At 70.8% G+C, this 3,899-nt stretch carries 6 protein-coding genes; 2 read left to right on the forward strand and 4 right to left on the reverse strand.

What is annotated here, in order from left to right; translation table 11 throughout:
- Both AB0E94_RS52530 and AB0E94_RS52535 read right to left on the reverse strand, forming a co-directional pair.
- On the reverse strand, positions 1–320 hold a 320-nt coding region (locus AB0E94_RS52530; protein ID WP_360344414.1), incomplete at its 3' end, for a hypothetical protein.
- Positions 321–785: 465 nt separating this feature from the next.
- A complete protein-coding gene (locus AB0E94_RS52535) occupies positions 786–1,166 on the reverse strand; it encodes a YciI family protein (protein ID WP_360344417.1) in 381 nt (126 codons plus the stop codon).
- A 181-nt stretch (positions 1,167–1,347) separates the two neighbouring features.
- On the opposite strand from AB0E94_RS52535, the gene AB0E94_RS52540 reads away from it, so the two are divergent.
- Positions 1,348–1,791, forward strand: coding sequence for a PRC-barrel domain-containing protein (locus AB0E94_RS52540; RefSeq protein ID WP_360344420.1), 444 nt, complete (start codon positions 1,348–1,350; stop codon positions 1,789–1,791).
- Between the two features lie 48 nt (positions 1,792–1,839).
- Positions 1,840–2,703, forward strand: coding sequence for an alpha/beta hydrolase (locus AB0E94_RS52545; RefSeq protein ID WP_360344423.1), 864 nt, complete (start codon positions 1,840–1,842; stop codon positions 2,701–2,703).
- On the opposite strand, the gene AB0E94_RS52550 is transcribed toward AB0E94_RS52545, so the two are convergent.
- Both AB0E94_RS52550 and AB0E94_RS52555 read right to left on the reverse strand, forming a co-directional pair.
- Positions 2,683–3,171 (reverse strand): hypothetical protein, encoded by a 489-nt coding sequence (locus AB0E94_RS52550; RefSeq protein ID WP_360344426.1) that lies wholly within the window; start codon positions 3,169–3,171, stop codon positions 2,683–2,685. The genes AB0E94_RS52545 and AB0E94_RS52550 overlap by 21 nt on opposite strands.
- Before the next feature lie 53 nt (positions 3,172–3,224).
- On the reverse strand, positions 3,225–3,701 hold the full coding sequence (locus tag AB0E94_RS52555) for a nucleoside deaminase (protein ID WP_360344429.1): 477 nt from the start codon (positions 3,699–3,701) through the stop codon (positions 3,225–3,227).
- Positions 3,702–3,899: the final 198 nt, after the last annotated feature.

Genomic DNA, 3,899 nt, shown 5'->3' on the forward strand with positions numbered 1-3,899 from the left:
CGGCCCGTTGAGCGGCCCGGCTTGTCGGGCACGGCCCGGCCCGTCGAGCGGCCCCGCATGTCGGGCACGGCCCGGCCCGTCGAGCGGCCCCGCATGTCGGGCACGGCCCGGCCCGTCGAACGGCCCCGCATGTCGAGCGGCCCCGCATGTCGAGCGCGGCCCGGCATGTCGAGCGGCCCGGCCCGTCGGACGCCGTCTGGCATGTTGAGCGCGGCTCGGCACGTCGTGCGCCGCCGCCAGGCGTCGCCGTAACGATGACGGGCGCACACGTTGACGTTGCGTGTGCCCGCGTAGTCGTCCCGGCGTGGATGAGCGCTCACGATCGGCCTTGCGCGTGCTCCTGTCCCGGCGCGGGCACGGACCAGCGCACACAATCGGCCATTGTGTGCGCTGGTCGACGTTGCCGACGTACGGCACCCGCAGCAACCTTTGCGGAACGGGCCGCGGACTCCCACCGGGCTGGGCCGGGTCGAGCTCGGGGCCATGCGTCCCGGCGTCGGGCCGGACCGGCTGGACCGACCCGGCGACCAGCCAGGCCTCGCGGGCCACGGTGAGGTCGGCCGTCGCTCAGCGCGGTAAAGCCACCGGGATTCCAGTGGTGAGCGACGGCTGACGGTCTTGGTCACCGCTCGGCCAGGCGAAACCGCCCACCGTCGTTCGGGGTCTCGGCTGGGAGACCGTACGCGCACCGTCATGGCCCGGCCGGGCGGGCGACCTCGGCCGGGAGCCGGCCCCGGGGTCCAGGGCCGGTCGTTCGTTCTGCTCCCGGTCGGGACGCCGGCCCGTCAGCCCTCGGTCGGCTTGAGCCGCCGGGCCTCGCCGGCGCCGCCGAAGCGGTGCACCTCCTGCGGCCACTCCAGGGCGACCGCGAGCCGCCCGGCCCAGTACCGGGCGGTGTCGTCGTCGGGCACGTCGATCGCGGCGAAACCGCCCAGGTGTTCCTTGGTCTCCATGAACGGCCCGTCGCTGAAGATCGCCTCACCGTCGACGGCTTCGACACTGAACAGCGCGGTGGACTCGTCGAGGCCGCCGTTGGAGAAGAGCAGCACGTCGGCGGCCTGCATCTCGGCGATCACCGCCCGGCTGGACACGCTCTTGGCCTTGATCTGCTCCTCGGTGTGCGGGGGAACCCACTCGTCGTTGAAGGTGATCAGGTACTCGGGCATGGCGGTCTCCTTAACGATCGTGGACGACGGCCCGGTCGGCTGCCGCACACCTGTACCACGAACGGCCACGCCCCGATCCGACATCCTCCCGGAACCGGCCTCCTGGTAGTCGACGATTCCGGCGTACCCAGACATGAAAGCCCTGAAATGGGGTAAGCCGTAGGTAAGGGAGGTGACTGTGATGGGAGAGCCGGTCGGCACGCTGACGCCACTGAGCGACACCAGTCAGCTGATCGCCGATCCGACCCTGGACGTCCGGGGCCGGTCGGTGATCGACAGCGACGGCGAGAAGATCGGCACGGTGGCGGACCTGTTGGTCGACACCGTGACCAATCATGTGCGGTTCCTGCGCGTGGAGCACGGCGGCGTTCTCGGTTTCGGGGCGCAGTCGTCGTTCGTTCCGGTCGAGTCGATCGCGCGGGTGACCGACGACGAGGTGTACGTGACGTCGTCGAAGGACCACGTCGCCGGTGGTCCGGGCTACGATCCCGACCTCGTCGACCAGCAGGACTACTACGAGAGGATCTACGGCCACTACGGGCATCTGCCGGCGGCCCCGCCCGGTTCGATGTACCCGGGTCTGGGTGGGCTGCCCGGCAGCCCGGGTCTGCCGCCGGTCCGCTGACGAGTGACGGGTCCTCGCCGGAGGGCCCGTCACACTAACGTCGCAGGCATGCTGACACACATCACTTTCGATGCCGACGGCCTCACTCTCGCCGGTGATCTGCGGGTGGCCGGCGACGGCGCGCCCGCGGTCGTGCTCACCGGGCCGTTCACCGGAGTGAAGGAGCAGGTCACCGGGCTGTACGCGGCGCGCCTGCACGAGCGCGGCATCACCACGCTGGCGTTCGACCACCGCGGGTTCGGGCAGAGCGCGGGTCGCCGGGCCCACGAGGACACCCAGGGCAAACTCGCCGATCTACGGGCCGCGACCGGGGTGCTGGCCGCGCATCCGGCGGTCGACGCGAACCGGATCGGGGTCGTCGGCATCTGTCTCGGCGGCGGCTACGCGGTCCGGGCCGCGGCCGCCGACCCCCGTCTGCGGGCGGTGGCCGGGATCGCCGGCGCCTACAACAGTCCGGCCCGGTTCGCGGCCGGCGACCCGGACGGCTACCGGCAGGCGCTCGTCTCGTTCATCGAGCGCTGGGACGAGGAGTTGCCGGCGGTGGCGCCGGGTGGGGCGCCCGCGGCGATGGGCGGCGACGAGCCGTTCGCCTACTACGGCACTGAACGGTCGGCCGCCGAGCACTGGGAGAACCGGGTCACCCACGGTTCGCTGCACTCGCTGATGACCTTCGACGCTCTCGGCGCGGCGCCGCTGCTGGCTCGCACGCCGTTGCTCGTGGTGCACGGCCGTAAGGACGACTACTGCTCGCCGGAACTGGCCGAGGCCCTGTTCGAGCAGGCCACCGGCCCGAAACGGCTGCACTGGCTCGACGCCGGACAGCACATCGACCTGTACGACGCCGAGCCCTACGTGACGCAGGCCGTCGACGAGACGGCCGAGTTCCTGCGATCAGTTCTTGACGGTAGGTGAGCCGGGCAGGTCGACGCGCAGGTCACCGGCCCCGTCCCGGTCCACGTTGTAGAGCAGGTACCCGGTGGCGCTCCAGCCGCCCTGGACCGGGGACTCCCGATAGACGGCCTCGCAGGTGAACAGGGCGCTCTCGTCACTGTTCACCCGCCGGGTCAGGTCACACGATCCGTGCCCGAGCGACTCGGTGCCCTGCCGCAGATCGAAGTGCACGTCCAGCAGGTCGAACTTGCGGCGCCCGTCGGTGGTGTCGTCACCGCCGTTCTGCCACGAGACACCCGCGTACGCCCCGCGCGTCGACGACCCGTGGTAGACGCAGATCCGTACCCGGAAGTCGGTGTCGAACCCGGGCGTGTCGAACTCGATGGAATGCTGCGGCCCGCAGGTGGTGTCGGCTCGCGCCGCCGTCCCGGTCAGCGTGAGACTGGCCGTCGACAGTGCCGCCACCAGCGCGTATGTCGTGATTCTCATGATTTTCACCCCCAGCAGCCATCATGGCTGGCGGCCGGGGCTCCCGTGGGCGGCTACTGGAAACGACCTCGATGGAGGTCACGCAGCTCGGCCTCGAAGATCGGCGCCGGCCCGTCGACCCGGGCGCCCGGCACGACCGCGGCGATCGGCAGCGGCGCCACCGGGCCGGGCGGCACGTCCCACTCGGTGAGCCAGCCGACCAGCTGGCCGCTCGACGCCGCGTAGACGATCCGGCCCAGGCCGACCCAGCCGTGACTTGCCGCACACATCGGGCAATGCTCACCCGAGGTGTAGACGGTCGCCGAGGCCCGTTCCTCGGGTGTCAGGTTGGCCGCCGCCCACCGGGAGATCGCGAACTCCGGATGCTGGGTGGCGTCGCCGTTACGGACCCGGTTGCGGTCCTCGAAGAGGACCTCGCCGCCCGCCGCGACCAGCACCGATCCGAACGGCTCGTCACCGTCGGCAACCGCCTCACGGGCCAGGTCGACGCAGCGGCGGAGGTGGGTCAGATCGTCGTCGGTGATTCCCATGAGGCTCAACCCTATCGGTGGTGAACGACCGTCGCTTGCGTCACGTACCACTCTGCGTGATGCAACCTTCCGGCGTTCCGGCTCGTCTTGCCGGGCAGACGTTCTAGGCCGTGTTTCACATTGCTCGGAGCCACTGGTCGATGATGGCAATGATGACGGTGGCTTCGAACCGGACGGCGAGCTTGTCGTAACGGGTGG

The organism is Actinoplanes sp. NPDC026670 (genome assembly GCF_040638175.1).
Lineage (GTDB): Bacteria > Actinomycetota > Actinomycetes > Mycobacteriales > Micromonosporaceae > Actinoplanes.

Excerpts from the sequence above, each read along its gene's own strand:
- AB0E94_RS52535 (WP_360344417.1), bottom strand. The coding sequence starts at position 1,166 with ATGCCCGAGTACCTGATCACCTTCAACGACGAGTGGGTTCCCCCGCAC.
- AB0E94_RS52545 (WP_360344423.1), top strand. The coding sequence starts at position 1,840 with ATGCTGACACACATCACTTTCGATGCCGACGGCCTCACTCTCGCCGGT.
- AB0E94_RS52550 (WP_360344426.1), bottom strand. The coding sequence starts at position 3,171 with ATGAGAATCACGACATACGCGCTGGTGGCGGCACTGTCGACGGCCAGT.
- AB0E94_RS52540 (WP_360344420.1), top strand. The coding sequence starts at position 1,348 with ATGGGAGAGCCGGTCGGCACGCTGACGCCACTGAGCGACACCAGTCAG.
- AB0E94_RS52555 (WP_360344429.1), bottom strand. The coding sequence starts at position 3,701 with ATGGGAATCACCGACGACGATCTGACCCACCTCCGCCGCTGCGTCGAC.